The organism is Mycobacterium botniense (assembly GCF_010723305.1).
GTDB classification, from domain to species: Bacteria; Actinomycetota; Actinomycetes; order Mycobacteriales; family Mycobacteriaceae; genus Mycobacterium; species Mycobacterium botniense.
The window spans coordinates 626,420-639,070 of sequence record NZ_BLKW01000002.1 but is presented as its reverse complement, the minus strand read 5'-3'; the positions used below and the strand labels follow the sequence as shown (position 1 = coordinate 639,070).

Here is a 12,651-nt window from a genome sequence, read left to right as displayed (position 1 = left end):
TCAGGTGTGGGCGCCGAAGCGGCGCCCCAACGCGTCACGGTCCAGCTTGCCGATACCGCGCCGGGGAAGCGAGTCGACGATGTGCAGCTCACGCGGCGCGGCGGTGGCGTCCAGGGTGCGCCCGACGTGTGCCCGCAGCATCTCCAGTGTCGGCGGGCGGCACCCGTCGCGGGGCACCACCGCAGCCACGACCCGCTGGCCCAGCCGCTCGTCGGCGACCCCGAAGACCGCACAGTCGGCGACCGCAGGATGGGTGGACAGCGCGGCCTCGACCGGGTGTGGGAGCACCGTCAGCCCGCCGGTGCTGATCGCCTCGTCGGCGCGCCCCAGCACGGTCAGCTGCCCGGAGGCGTCGACGCTGCCGAGGTCGTCGGTGTAAAACCAGCCCGGTTCGGCGAACGGGTCGGGGTGCACCGGGTTGCGGTAGCCCCGGGCCAGGGTTGGGCCCCCGATCACGATTCGGTCACCGGATTCGATGCGGAGCCGCACTCCCTCGAGCGGGATCCCGTCGTAGACGCAACCGCCTGCGGTTTCGCTCATCCCGTACGTGTGCACCACGCGGATGCCCACGGCCGCGGCGGCCTCCAGCACCGGGCGCGGGGCTGGTCCCCCGCCGATCAGCACGGCGTCCAATTCACCCAGCGCGGCCGTCGCCGCGGGATCAGTCAGCGCCTTGGCCAGCTGGGCGGCCACCAGCGATGCGTACCGCCTACCGGAACCCAGCTTCCTTATCGCTGAAGGTAATTCAGTGATGTCGAACCCTTTCGTCACGTCAAGCTCGACCGGGGCGGTGCCGGCCAGCACGCTTCGCACCAGCACCTGGGCACCGGCGATGTGATACGGCGGCAGCGCCAGCAGCCAACCGCCCGGCCCGCCGAGCCGGGTGTGGGTGGCCGTCGCGCTGGCGGTCAGCGCCGCGGCGCTCAGCTGCGCTCCCTTGGGGGTCCCGGTGGTTCCCGAGGTGGCCACCACCAAGGCGATCTCGTCGTCGATCGGCTCACCCACCCGCAACGTGCTGGTCAGCAAAGCGGATCGGCGATCGTCGTGGCCCGGCACGAGGACGACCCCGGGATCCCGGCCGGCCAGGATTCGTTCCAGGGCGGGCAGCAGCACCCGCGCGGCGGAACCCGGCGGGACGGCAAGCGCGCCTAAAACGGCTATGTGGAGTCCTCGCTGTCGCGGTCGTCAGGGGGCCAACCCTTGGCGGCCAATCGTTCTCGCACTCTCTCGACATCCTCCGGTGACGGCAGTTCATCGGTGAACTGGGTGATCAGCACGCCGATGTCGATATCATCGACGTCGGCTCGCTGCATCAGTTCGTGGGCTACCGCTTTGACCTCGTCGTTGGTCAGCCGGCGAGCCAGCAGCGCGAGCAGGGGGATGTAGTCGGTCGGCGGAACACCCTCGGGATAACCCGCGCGCAACCACGCCACAACCGAGTTGAGGAATCGGTTCACGCTGGCTCGACTTCCCCGCGGAGCTGCGGTCATCGTCAGTAGGTGCTGCTGATGCGATGCTAGTGTGCCGCTAGTGGGCCTTGGTGCCGAGGATGAACCAGCCGGTGTGGTGCGCGATGAAATCGCGGGCGATGAACAGCACACCGAAGACCACTGCCACCAGCACCAGCCCGAAGATGGCCCAGCTGAGCACCGTGAGCGCCGGCCGTTTGCGGGCGGTGTCATCGCCGGCCACGCCGCTACCGGCGGCATGCAACCGGACCCCAAGCGCGAACAGCGCCGGCAGCAGGGCACCGACCAGCACACCGAAGACGAGGATCTTCAATGTCGCGGTGTAGTTGAACCAGGTGCTCATGGGGCCGCGATAGTGGGGCTCTCATCGGCGGGCTGGGCGGTGATACCGGGAGCGGTGACCGTCGGCTCGAGTCCGGCGGTCAGGCTGCCTTCCCAGTCGGCGTTGACGTTGGTGTGGTCGATGCGCGTTGTGCGGGATTGCAGCCAGATGGCCAGCGATGTCGCCACCAGCAGGGCGAAGCCGATGAGCGCACCCAGGTAGCCGCCGAGGGTATGGACCACCACGTAGGTGAGCGCGCCAACCAACCCGGCCAGCGGGAGCGTGAACAGCCAGGCGGTCGCCATCCGCCCACCTACCCCCCAGCGCACCTGAGCGCCGGGCTTGCCCACCCCGCTGCCCAGCACGGATCCGGTCACGACCTGCGTGGTGGACAGCGCATAGCCGAAGTGCGCGGAAAGCAAAATCACTGCAGCCGACGATGATTCGGCGGCCATGCCCTGCGGCGGTTTGATCTCGACCAGGCCCTTTCCCAGGGTGCGAATGATCCGCCAGCCGCCGGCATAGGTGCCCGCTGCCATAGCCAGCGCGCAGCACACGATCACCCACAGCGGCGGCAAGGTGGCGGTTTTGCTGACTGCGCCATAAGAGATCAGCGCCATGAAAATGATACCCATGGTCTTTTGCGCGTCGTTGGTGCCGTGGGCCAGGGAAACCAGCGCGGACGAGCCGATCTGGCCCCGCCGGAAGCCTTGTTCGGTGCGTTTCTCGGGGATCCCGCGGCTGAATCGGTACACCAGCCAGGTGCCGATACCGCCGATCAGGATGGCGGTCAGCACCGACACCCCGGCGGGCACGATCACCTTAGACACCAGCCCGCTCCAGATCACCCCGTGCCCGCCCACCGCTGCGATCATGGCGCCGACAACACCGCCGATCAGCGCGTGCGAGGAACTGGAGGGGATACCCCCTAACCAGGTCAGCAGATTCCAGACGATCCCTCCGACCAGCCCGGCGAACACCAGTTCCAGCGTCACCAGGTGCCCGTTGACCAGGTCTTTGGCGATGGTCGCCGCGATCGTCGTGGACAGGAAGGCACCCAGCAGGTTCAGTGCTGCCGAGAGTGTCACCGCGGACCGGGGGCTGAGCGCGCCGCTGGCGATGGAGGTGGCCATCGCGTTGGCGGTGTCGTGGAAACCGTTGGTGAAGTCGAAGGCAAGCGCGGTGATCACCACGATGATGAGGAGGAACAACTGAAGGGTCACGGCGGCAATTCTCGTTGCGGGGCTTGGGTATTGTCTAACGATCGCACGGGGAAACCCGGGTTTGGCCGGCCTTGTCGCTAGCTGTTCGACTGCGGTTCACTTGGCATGTCATCTGCTTTGCGCAGGTCGCGGCGCAGCGGGTGGTCTCGCGGCACCTCGACGAAGATCAGCGTCAGCCCGTCGGGATCGGTCACGTGCATCTCATGCAGGCCCCACGGTTCACGACGGGCCTCGCGGGCGATGGACACCCCCCGGCTTTCCAGTTCGGCCTGGGTGGCGCGCAGATCACGCACCTGCAGCCACAGCGCACCGGGAAACGGCCCGTGCGAGTGGTCCGGTGCACTGTAACCGGCTAACTCCAGAAGCGACTGCCCCGCGAAAAACACTGTGCCCTTGCCGTATTCGCGCGCGATCGCCAACCGGATCTGGTCGCGATAGAAGCTGAGTGAGCGCTGATAGTCTGTCGGGCGCAAAAGCATCCGGCTGGCCAGGATTTCCATACCCTCGTGTCTATCACGGGGCGCTCGGGCGTCGAAGCCCCTCAGCTGCTGAGCTTACTGCTGCGCCGCTGCATCAGCGCGTTGACCCACCTGGGGCCGACGCTGTCGAGGGCGTTGACCGCCACCGCGACCCGCGGCGCGATCCGCACCGGCCGGCTGCGGGCGGCTGTGACCATCCAGTCGGCGGCCTCGCGGGCCGTCAACGCGGGCATCCCGTCGTAGGCTTTGGTCGGGGCGATCATCGGGGTGGCCACCAGCGGATAGTACAGCGTTGTCGAATGCACTCCCTTTGTGCCCCACTCTGTTTCGATAACCCGGCTGACCGCGGACAACGCTGCTTTGGAGGCGTTGTACACCGAGAACAACGGCGACGCCTCACTGAGCACACCCCAGGTGGCGACATTGATGATGTGGCCGTCGCCGCGCTCAAGCATTCCGGGCGCGATGCCGCGGATGAGCCGCAGCGGGGCGTAGTAGTTGAGCACCATGGTGCGCTCGACGTCGTGCCAGCGCTGCAGCGACTCGGCCAGTGGCCGCCGGATCGAGCGGCCGGCGTTGTTGACCAGGATGTCCACCCCGCCCAGGCGTCGCTCCACATCGGCGACCAGGGCGTCGACCGCATCCAGATCCGACAGATCGCACGGGATCGCCAGCGCCGTGCCGCCTGCCCTGCTGATCCGCTGCACCACCGCATCCAAGAGGTCTTGACGACGGGCGACGGCGACGACGGTGGTGCCCTGCTCGGCGAACCGTTCAGCGGCCGCCTCCCCGATACCCGATGAGGCCCCGGTGAGCAGGACGCGTTTGCCCGCCAGGTTCACGGGTTTGGCCGCGGGCCGGTGAAGCAGCAGCTGCGGCGCCACCGGAGGCCGCATGCCGGCCAGGGCGATCTGCTCGGCGAACCGGCGAAGAGGGCTTTTGCTCACAGCTGGCGAGTGTAGAGGGTGGCCGTGCTGCCGCCCCTCAGAAGTAGCGCGGGAACCGGCTCCAGTCGGGGGCGCGTTTTTGCAGGAACGCGTCGCGGCCCTCGACGGCCTCGTCGGTCATGTACGCCAGCCGGGTGGCCTCCCCGGCGAACAGCTGCTGGCCCACCAGGCCGTCGTCGAGCAGGTTGAACGCATACTTCAACATCCGTTGTGCCTGCGGTGATTTGGCGTTGATGGCCGCTGCCCACTGTAGGCCCGCGGTCTCCAGCTCGGCGTGGTCGACGACGGCGTTGACCGCCCCCATGCGGTGCATCTCTTCCGCGGTATACGGCCGGCCCAGGAAGAAGATTTCGCGGGCGAACTTCTGGCCCACCTGCCGCGCCAAATATGCCGACCCGTAGCCTCCGTCGAAACTTCCGACATCGGCGTCGGTCTGCTTGAAGCGGGCGTGCTCGCGGCTGGCCAGGGTGAGGTCGCACACCACGTGCAGGCTGTGCCCGCCGCCGGCCGCCCACCCGTTGACCAGGCAGATGACCACCTTGGGCATGAACCGGATCAGCCGCTGCACCTCCAGGATGTGCAGCCGGCCGACGCGCGCCGGGTCGACGGTGTCGGCGGTTTCCCCGGAGGCGTACTGATAACCGGTGCGCCCGCGGATGCGCTGATCGCCCCCGGAGCAGAACGCCCAGCCGCCGTCTTTCGGCGAGGGCCCGTTTCCGGTCAGCAACACCACGCCGATATCGGTGGACATGCGCGCGTGGTCGAGTGCGCGGTAGAGCTCGTCGACGGTGTGCGGGCGGAACGCGTTGCGTACCTCGGGCCGGTTGAACGCCACCCGCACCGTGGGGTCGGTGACGTGGCGGTGATAGGTGATATCGGTCAGGTCGGCGAACCCGTCGACGGGCCGCCAAATGTCTGGGTTAAATGGGTTGGCGGTCAATACTTTTCGTCTCCCAACGGCTCCAGGAGGAACACCGCGCAGCGCCCGGCCAATGCCTCGAATTCTTCCGGACGGCCATCCTTGACCAGGCCGGAGCGCTTCATGAAGCCCACACCGGTCGGGACCTGGCTGGGCCATGCCCGTAGCAGCGGACGCGCCTCGTCGGCGGACAACTCCGCAATCCGCACCCGCTCAGAACGTCGCCCGCGGGTCACGGCGGCCTGATGCGCTGATTGTCGGACACGGCTGTGACGCTACCCTTGCCGCCCGCCCTCCCGCCGGGCAGACGCGAACGCACCCCAAAACCCGCCGTTTCGGGTCCTCTTGCGTCTACTCGCGCCGCCCGGCTAGCCGACGGCCCGCTCGGCACCCTCCCAGAACCGGGCGCGCACGGCCTTCTTGTCCGGTTTGCCCAGCCCGGTCACCGGCAGCGAGTCGACGACCACGACCCGCTTGGGCGACTGCACCGAGCCCTTGCGTTCCTTGACCGCGGCCTGGATCTCGGCGGTCATGGCGGCGATCGCAGCGTCGTCGCGGGGCGCGTCGGGGCGCAGCACCACCACCGCGGTCACCGCCTCGCCCCACTTCTCGTCGGGTGCCCCGACCACACACACCTGCGCGACGGCCGGGTGCTCGGCGACGACGTCTTCGACCTCGCGGGGGAACACGTTGAACCCGCCGGTGACGATCATGTCCTTGACCCGGTCGACGATGTAGTAGAAACCGTCCTCGTCCTCGCGGGCCAGATCACCGGTGTGCAGCCAGCCGTCTTTAAAAGTCTGCGACGTCTCCTCCGGCAAATTCCAGTAGCCGCCGGCCAAAAGTGGTCCGCTGACACAGATTTCACCCACCTCGCCTTGCGGCACCGGCTTACCGTCGGTGCCGAGCAGCGCGGTGCGGCAGAACAGCGTCGGGCGCCCGCACGACGTCAACCGCTTGTCGTCGTGATCACCTTTGGCCAGGTAGGAGATGGCCATCGGCGCCTCGGACTGCCCGTAGTTCTGCGCGAAGATCTTGCCGAACCGCTGGATCGCCTCGCTCAGGCGCACCGGGTTGATCGCGGAAGCCCCGTAGTAGACGGTCTCCAGCGAGGACAGGTCGCGGGTGTGCGAATCGGGGTGATCCAACAGCGCGTACAGCATCGACGGCACCACAAACGTTGCCGTGATCCGTTTTTCCTCAATTGTTTTCAGCACTTCAGCGGGATCGAACCGGGGCAGCACGTACATCTCCCCGCCCTTGACCAACGTCGGCAGGAAATACGCCGCCCCGGCATGCGAGAGCGGCGTGATCATCAAAAACCGCGGCCGCTCCGGCCATTCCCATTCCGCGAGCTGGATCATGGTCATGGTGGAGATGCACTGGGCGGTGCCGATGACGCCTTTGGGTTTGCCGGTGGTGCCACCGGTATAGGTCAGCCCGACAATGTGGTCGGGGGCCAGCTCGGCGGGCACGATCGGCTTCGGCTGGTACTTGTCGGCCTCGGCCGACAGGTCTGTGGCCACGTGTTTGAGCTCCGCGGGCACCGGGCCGATGGTCAGGATCTGCTTGAGCGAGTCCACCCGCTCCAGCAGCCGCAGCGCGCGCTCGACGAACATCGGGTTGGGATCGATGATCAGCGAGCTGATCCCGGCGTCGGACAGCACGTAGGCATGGTCGTCGAGTGAGCCGAGCGGATGAAGCGCGGTGCGCCGGTAGCCCTGCGTCTGCCCGGCGCCGATGATCATCAAAACCTCGGGACGGTTGAGCGAGAGCAGGCCCACCGACGCGCCGGTACCCGCACCCAGCGCCTCGAACGCCTGGATGTACTGGCTGATCTTGTCGGCCAGCTGGCCGCCGGTCAGCGTGGTCTCGCCGAGGAACAGCACCGGCTTGTCGCGGTGGCGCTTGAGCGCGCCGACCAGCAGGTGACCGTTGTGGGTGGGGTTACGCAGCAGCTCGTCATTCATGCAGGCAAGATTAGAACGTGTTGCAGAAAGAGCCCAGCGGATCCGCATTCCCGCGGTGATACCCCCGCTCGACGACATTCTGGACCGGCTGCACATCGTGGCGTTGCCGATGCGGCTGCGCTTCCGCGGTATCACCACGCGGGAGCTGGCCCTGATCGAGGGCCCGGCCGGGTGGGGTGAATTCGGCGCCTTCCTTGAATACGGGCCGGGCGAGGCCGCGGCGTGGCTCGCCTCCGCGATCGAATCGGCCTACCGCGAGCCGCCCCTGACCCGACGCGACCGTATTCCCATCAACGCCACGGTCCCGGCGGTTCCCGCCGCCCAGGTGCCCGATGTGCTGGCCCGTTTCCCGGGCGCGCACACCGCCAAGGTCAAAGTCGCTGAACCCGGGCAGCGGCTGGCCGACGATGTCGCCCGCGTCGAGGCTGTGCGCGCGTCGATCCGCACGGTCCGGGTCGACGCCAACGGCGGCTGGAGCGTCGCGCAGGCGGTCGAGGCCGCGCGTGCGCTCACCGCGACCGGGCCGCTGGAGTACCTCGAACAACCCTGCCGCAGCGTCGAGCAGCTCGCCGAAGTGCGCCGCCGCGTCGACGTCCCGGTCGCCGCCGACGAAAGCATCCGCAAAGCCGCCGACCCCCTGCAGGTGGTCCGCGCGCACGCTGCCGACATCGCAGTGCTGAAAGTCGCCCCGCTGGGGGGGATTTCGGCGTTGCTGACGATCGCCGCGCAGATTGATATCCCGGTGGTAATCTCCAGCGCACTCGATTCGGCGGTCGGAATCGCCGCCGGGCTGGCCGCAGCCGCCGCGCTGCCGGAGCTGCACCACGCCTGCGGGCTGGGTACCGGCGGGTTATTCCTCGACGACGTGGCCCAACCCCGCGTCCCGGTCGACGGTTATCTGCCGGTCGCCCCGGTGACACCCGACCCGGGGCGGCTCCAGAAGCTGGCCGCACCGGCGCACCGCCGCCGGTGGTGGATCGAGCGGGTCACAGCCTGCTATCCGTTGCTGGCTCGCTGACCAGGGTGTGCCACCCCGAACCGAGGCCCCACACCGGTCCGCCAGCCGAGACTGCGGCCCGGTACCTTCGTGCACGTGATCAACTTGGCTTATGACGACCGCGGAACCGGTGAGCCCGTTGTTTTCATCGCCGGCAGCGGCGGCATGGGACGCACCTGGCATCTGTATCAGGTTCCGGCGTTCCTGGCCGCTGGATACCGCGTCATCACCTTCGACAACCGCGGGGTGGGGGCCACCGAAAACGCGGTGGGTTTTACGACGCAGACCATGGTCACCGACACTGCGGCGTTGATCGAAACCCTGGATGCGGCCCCGGCGCGCATCGTCGGGGCGTCGATGGGGGCGTTCATCGCCCAGGAGCTCATGCTTGCCCGGCCCGACCTGGTCAGCGCCGCCGTGCTGATGGCCACCCGCGGACGTTTGGACCGCACTCGCGAGTTCTTCCGCACCGCCGAAGTCGACCTGTCCGACTCGGATGTGCAACTGCCGAACTCATATCATGCGAAAGTGCGTCTCCTGGAAAGCTTTTCACCCAAAACCTTGAACGATGACGCAGCGGTCGCCGACTGGATCGCGATGTTCACCATGTGGCCGGTCAAATCCACCCCGGGACTGCGCTGCCAACTCGACGTCACACCGCGGACCAACCGGCTGCTGGCCTACCGGGCGATCACCGCGCCGGCGCTGGTGATCGGGTTCGCCGATGATGTGCTCACCCCGCCGCATCTGAGCCGCGAGGTCGCCGACGCGCTGCCCAATGGGCGCTACCTGCAGATCCCCGACGCCGGCCACCTCGGTTTTGTGGAGCGGCCGGAAGCTGTCAACACCGCTGCGCTGCAGTTCTTCGCCGACGTGCGGGTGTGAAACCACTCGCCCGCGGGCCGCTCCGCGGCCCGCATCGCCGCCGGGGGTGTGCCACGCTGTACACGTGAACCCGTCCACCACACAGGCGCGTGTCGTCGTCGACGAACTGATCCGTGGCGGGGTGCGGGATGTGGTGCTGTGCCCCGGGTCGCGTAACGCCCCGCTGGCCTTCGCCTTGCAGGACGCCGACCGGGCCGGGCGGATCCGGCTGCATGTGCGTATCGACGAGCGCACCGCCGGTTATCTGGCCATCGGGCTGGCGATCGGCGCCGGCGCACCGGTCTGTGTCGCGATGACATCGGGCACCGCGGTGGCCAACCTGGGTCCTGCCGTTGTGGAAGCCAACTACGCGCGAGTGCCGCTGATCGTGTTATCGGCCAACCGGCCCTACGAACTGCTGGGCACCGGAGCCAACCAGACCATGGAGCAGCTGGGCTATTTCGGCACCCAGGTCCGCGCCACCATCAGCCTGGGTCTGGCCGAAGACGCCCCCGAGCGTCTCGATGCGCTCAACGCGACCTGGCGCTCGGCAACCTGCCGGGTGTTGGTGGCCGCCACCGGTGCGCGCACCGCCAACGCCGGCCCGGTGCACTTCGACATCCCGTTGCGAGAGCCGCTGGTCCCCGAGCCGGAACCTGAGCCGGGCGGTGTTCCCACCCCGGCGGGCCGGCCGGGCGGCAGGCCGTGGACCTACACGCCGCCGGTCAGCTTCGACCAGCCGCTCGAGATCGACCTCTCCCGCGACACCGTCGTGATCGCCGGGCACGGCGCCGGTGTGCACCCCGCCCTCGCGGGGCTGCCGACCGTCGCCGAGCCCACCGCGCCGCCGGCGCAAAACCCGCTGCATCCCTGGGTGTTGCCGCTGCTGCACCCGCAGCAGGTGATCATGCTGGGCCGGCCCACCCTGCACCGCCCGGTGGAAGCGCTGCTGGCCGACCCGTCGGTGCCGGTGTATGCGCTGACCACCGGGCCGCGCTGGCCGGATGTGTCAGGCAATTCGCAGGCCACCGGCACCCGGGCGGTGACCACGGGAACCCCCAACCCGGCGTGGCTGCACCGGTGCGCGGAACTGCACCGGCACGCCCTCGCCGCCGTGCGCAGCCAGCTCAAGGCGCACCCGTTGACCACCGGCCTGCACGTGGCCGCCGCGGTGGCCGAGGCGCTGCGGCCCGGTGATCAGCTGGTGCTGGGCGCGTCCAACCCGGTGCGCGACGCGGCGCTGGTCGGGCTCAACCCGCACGGCATCAAGGTGCGCTCCAACCGCGGCGTCGCCGGGATCGACGGCACCGTGTCCACCGCGATCGGTGCGGCACTCGCCCACGAACGCACGGGAAATCCCGCGGCGTCTCCGGCGCGCACCATCGCGCTGATCGGCGACCTGACATTCGTGCACGACAGTTCCGGGCTGTTGATCGGCCCCACCGAACCGGTTCCGGCGCACCTGACGATTGTGGTGTCCAACGACAACGGCGGGGGAATCTTCGAACTGCTCGAACAAGGCGACCCGCGGTTTTCCGATGTGTCCGCACGCATTTTCGGCACCCCGCACGATGTCGACGTGGGCGCACTGTGCCGCGCATACCATGTGGAAAGCCGCCAGATCGAGGTCGGGGAACTGGGCGCCGCCCTCGACGAACCCTTTAGCGGGATGCGGGTCTTGGAAGTCAAAGCAGACCGGTCCTCGCTGCGCCAGCTGCATGCTGCCATCAAGGCTGCGCTATGAATTCGGGTACGGCGCTAAAAGCCTTCTGGCGCACCCTGGTGTACGGGTCTGACGGCAATGCTCCGCAAACCCGGGCACGGCGCGTCCTGCGGTGGGTGCGAATCGGCGTGCTGATCGCGGCAGGTCTGGTCACGCTGCAGTCGGTGCTGTTGGTGGCCGGCGCCTGGCGCAACGACCTGGCCATCGAAAACAATATGGGCGTCGCGCAGGCCGAGGTGCTCAGCGCCGGCCCGCGGCGTTCCACCATCGAGTTCGTCACACCCGACCGCATCACCTATCGGCCCGAGCTGGGTGTGTTGTATCCGTCCGAATTAGCAACGGGCATGCGCATTTACGTGGAGTACGACAAAAACGACCCCAATCTGGTGCGGGTGCAGCACCGCAACGCCAAACTGGCGATCATCCCGGCCGGCTCCGTCGCGGTGGTGGGCTGGCTGGTCGCCGGGGTGGTGCTGGTGGGCGTGGCGCTGATCGAAAAACGGTTGGGCCGCACCGGCTGAGATGGTTTGCGCGGGGCGCGCCCCGAGATTTCGCGTGCCGTATGCCCGTCGGCAACCTCGTCGACAGCCGCCGCTGACACCCTGGTGTTGTGCGCGTCGTGATCGTCGCCGAGTCGTTTCTCCCCTACGTCAACGGCGTCAGCAACTCGGTCGTGCGGGTGCTCGAGCATCTGCGCCGCACCGGTCATGAAGCCCTTGTCGTCGCGCCCGACACCCCGCCGGGTCAGCCCCGCGCCGAGCGGCTTCACGACGGTGTGCGGGTGCACCGCGTACCGTCGCGGATGTTCCCGAAGGTGACCACCTTGCCGCTTGGTGTGCCGACGCCCCGGCTGGTGCGCGTACTTCGCGGGTTCGCACCGGACGTCATGCATCTGGCATCGCCGGCCCTGCTCGGTTACGGCGGCCTATGTGCCGCGCGCCGCCTCGGGGTGCCGACGGTGGCGGTCTTCCAGACTGACGTCGCGGGTTTCGCGCCCAGCTACGGTGCGGGGATCGCGTCGCGGGCGGTGTGGGCATGGCTTCGCCATCTGCACAGCCGCGCTGACCGCACCCTGGCGCCGTCAACCGCGTCGATGGAAAGCCTTGCAGCCCATGGCATTCCCCGTGTGTATCGATGGGCGCGCGGTGTTGACGTGCTGCGGTTCACACCGTCGGCGCGCGACCCGGCGCTGCGGCGGCGGTGGTCGCCGGACGGCAAACCGATCGTCGGTTTTGTGGGGCGGCTGGCACCGGAGAAGCATGTCGACCGCCTGGCAGCGCTGGCCCGCAGCGACACCGTCCAGCTCGTGATCGTCGGTGATGGCATCGACCGCGCCAAGCTGCAATCTGCAATGCCCACAGCTGTTTTCACCGGCCCGCTGTACGGCGACGAGCTCGCCGCGGCGTACGCCAGCATGGACGTCTTCGTGCATCCCGGCGAACACGAGACGTTCGGTCAGGTCGTGCAAGAAGCGCTGGCGTCGGGGCTGCCGGTGATCGCCCCCGACGCCGGCGGCCCACGCGACCTGGTGATGTCGTATCGCACCGGATTGTTGCTGCCTGTCGACGAGTTCGAAACCCGGTTGCTCACCGCCGTGGCCCATCTGATCGACCAACGGCCGCGCTACTCACCGGCAGCACGGCGCAGTGTGCTGCACCGCGGCTGGCCGGCCATCTGCGAGGAGTTGCTGGGCCACTACGAGGCGGTGCGGGGGAGGCCGCGCGCCGTGGCCGCCTGA

The 12,651-nt window shown here is 68.4% G+C and carries 13 protein-coding genes and 1 pseudogene; 5 read left to right on the top strand and 9 right to left on the bottom strand.

Translation table 11 applies throughout. The annotated features are described in order from the left end of the window. From menE to fadD8, 9 genes and pseudogenes are all read right to left on the bottom strand, one after another. Entirely contained in the window at positions 1 to 1,089 is a 1,089-nt protein-coding gene (menE, locus tag G6N08_RS03290) for an o-succinylbenzoate--CoA ligase (RefSeq protein WP_371868986.1), read from the bottom strand. A gap of 68 nt (positions 1,090 to 1,157) precedes the next feature. Continuing rightward, the gene (locus tag G6N08_RS03285; RefSeq protein ID WP_163756609.1) at positions 1,158 to 1,457 is read right to left on the bottom strand and encodes a DUF3349 domain-containing protein; all 300 of its coding nucleotides are present in this window, start codon (positions 1,455 to 1,457) and stop codon (positions 1,158 to 1,160) included. 70 nt (positions 1,458 to 1,527) lie between these two features. Further along, positions 1,528 to 1,812 (bottom strand): hypothetical protein, encoded by a 285-nt coding sequence (locus G6N08_RS03280; protein WP_163754249.1) that lies wholly within the window; start codon positions 1,810 to 1,812, stop codon positions 1,528 to 1,530. Further along, entirely contained in the window at positions 1,809 to 3,014 is a 1,206-nt protein-coding gene (locus G6N08_RS03275) for an inorganic phosphate transporter (RefSeq protein ID WP_163754246.1), read from the bottom strand. Before G6N08_RS03275 ends, G6N08_RS03280 begins: the two co-directional genes overlap by 4 nt. A 77-nt stretch (positions 3,015 to 3,091) precedes the next feature. Next, positions 3,092 to 3,514: a VOC family protein gene (locus tag G6N08_RS03270; protein ID WP_163754244.1), complete on the bottom strand. Its 423-nt coding sequence runs from the start codon at positions 3,512 to 3,514 to the stop codon at positions 3,092 to 3,094. Between the two features lie 41 nt (positions 3,515 to 3,555). Then, positions 3,556 to 4,440, bottom strand: a complete 885-nt coding sequence (locus G6N08_RS03265) for an SDR family oxidoreductase (RefSeq protein ID WP_163754240.1) — start codon at positions 4,438 to 4,440, stop codon at positions 3,556 to 3,558. A 37-nt stretch (positions 4,441 to 4,477) separates the two neighbouring features. Next, on the bottom strand, positions 4,478 to 5,380 hold the full coding sequence (locus G6N08_RS03260) for a 1,4-dihydroxy-2-naphthoyl-CoA synthase (RefSeq protein ID WP_163754238.1): 903 nt from the start codon (positions 5,378 to 5,380) through the stop codon (positions 4,478 to 4,480). After that, positions 5,377 to 5,616: pseudogene (locus G6N08_RS03255) on the bottom strand (deazaflavin-dependent nitroreductase); the annotation flags it as partial. The pseudogene G6N08_RS03255 and the gene G6N08_RS03260, both read right to left, overlap by 4 nt. 111 nt (positions 5,617 to 5,727) lie before the next feature. Next, a complete protein-coding gene (gene fadD8, locus G6N08_RS03250; protein ID WP_163754235.1) occupies positions 5,728 to 7,329 on the bottom strand; it encodes a fatty-acid--CoA ligase FadD8 in 1,602 nt (533 codons plus the stop codon). Positions 7,330 to 7,375: 46 nt separating this feature from the next. On the opposite strand from fadD8, the gene G6N08_RS03245 reads away from it, so the two are divergent. The 5 genes from G6N08_RS03245 (at position 7,376) to G6N08_RS03225 (ending at position 12,651) form a co-directional block, all read left to right on the top strand. After that, positions 7,376 to 8,347, top strand: a complete 972-nt coding sequence (locus G6N08_RS03245; protein ID WP_371868985.1) for an o-succinylbenzoate synthase — start codon at positions 7,376 to 7,378, stop codon at positions 8,345 to 8,347. A gap of 75 nt (positions 8,348 to 8,422) precedes the next feature. Beyond that, positions 8,423 to 9,211 (top strand): alpha/beta fold hydrolase, encoded by a 789-nt coding sequence (locus G6N08_RS03240; RefSeq protein WP_163754229.1) that lies wholly within the window; start codon positions 8,423 to 8,425, stop codon positions 9,209 to 9,211. A 64-nt stretch (positions 9,212 to 9,275) separates the two neighbouring features. Then, complete coding sequence (gene menD, locus G6N08_RS03235) at positions 9,276 to 10,934, top strand: 2-succinyl-5-enolpyruvyl-6-hydroxy-3-cyclohexene-1-carboxylic-acid synthase (protein ID WP_163754226.1); 1,659 nt, start codon at positions 9,276 to 9,278, stop codon at positions 10,932 to 10,934. Next, the gene (locus G6N08_RS03230) at positions 10,931 to 11,434 is read left to right on the top strand and encodes a DUF3592 domain-containing protein (RefSeq protein WP_246216591.1); all 504 of its coding nucleotides are present in this window, start codon (positions 10,931 to 10,933) and stop codon (positions 11,432 to 11,434) included. The genes menD and G6N08_RS03230 overlap by 4 nt, the downstream gene beginning before the upstream one ends. 89 nt (positions 11,435 to 11,523) lie before the next feature. Continuing rightward, positions 11,524 to 12,651: a glycosyltransferase family 4 protein gene (locus G6N08_RS03225; RefSeq protein WP_163754223.1), complete on the top strand. Its 1,128-nt coding sequence runs from the start codon at positions 11,524 to 11,526 to the stop codon at positions 12,649 to 12,651.